Origin of the sequence: Nocardia cyriacigeorgica, from assembly GCF_010868145.1 — a bacterium.
In the GTDB taxonomy this organism is placed as follows: Bacteria; Actinomycetota; Actinomycetes; order Mycobacteriales; family Mycobacteriaceae; genus Nocardia; species Nocardia cyriacigeorgica_D.
In genome coordinates this window covers 1-500 of the sequence record NZ_JAAGUY010000057.1, presented here as the reverse complement: position 1 = coordinate 500, position 500 = coordinate 1, and the positions used below count along the sequence as shown (strand labels likewise).

At 63.2% G+C, this 500-nt stretch carries 1 protein-coding gene; it reads left to right on the top strand.

Translation table 11 applies throughout. The features are described from left to right. On the top strand, nt 1-500 hold a 500-nt coding region (locus GV792_RS28740; RefSeq protein WP_163828137.1), incomplete at both ends, for an AMP-binding protein.

The following is a 500-nucleotide window of genomic DNA, read 5'->3' as shown; positions in this document are numbered from 1 at the left end:
GCCTTCGACGCCGAACACCCCCTGTTCATCCTCTACACCTCCGGCACCACCGGAAAACCCAAAGGCATCCTGCACACCAGCGGCGGCTACCTCACCCAAACCGCCTACACCCACCACAACGTCTTCGACCACAAACCCGGCACCGACGTCTACTGGTGCACCGCCGACATCGGCTGGGTCACCGGCCACAGCTACATCGTCTACGGCCCACTCGCCAACCGCACCACCCAAGTCGTCTACGAAGGCACCCCCAACTACCCCGACGAGCACCGCCACTGGCAGATCATCGAAAAATACGGCGTCACCATCTACTACACCGCACCCACCCTCATCCGCACCTTCATGAAGTGGGGCCGCGAAATCCCCGACACGCACAATCTGTCATCACTGCGAGTGCTCGGCTCGGTCGGTGAACCGATCAACCCGGAGGCGTGGCGCTGGTACCGCGAGGTCATCGGCGCCGGCAGCACACCCATCGTCGACACCTGGTGGCAGACCGA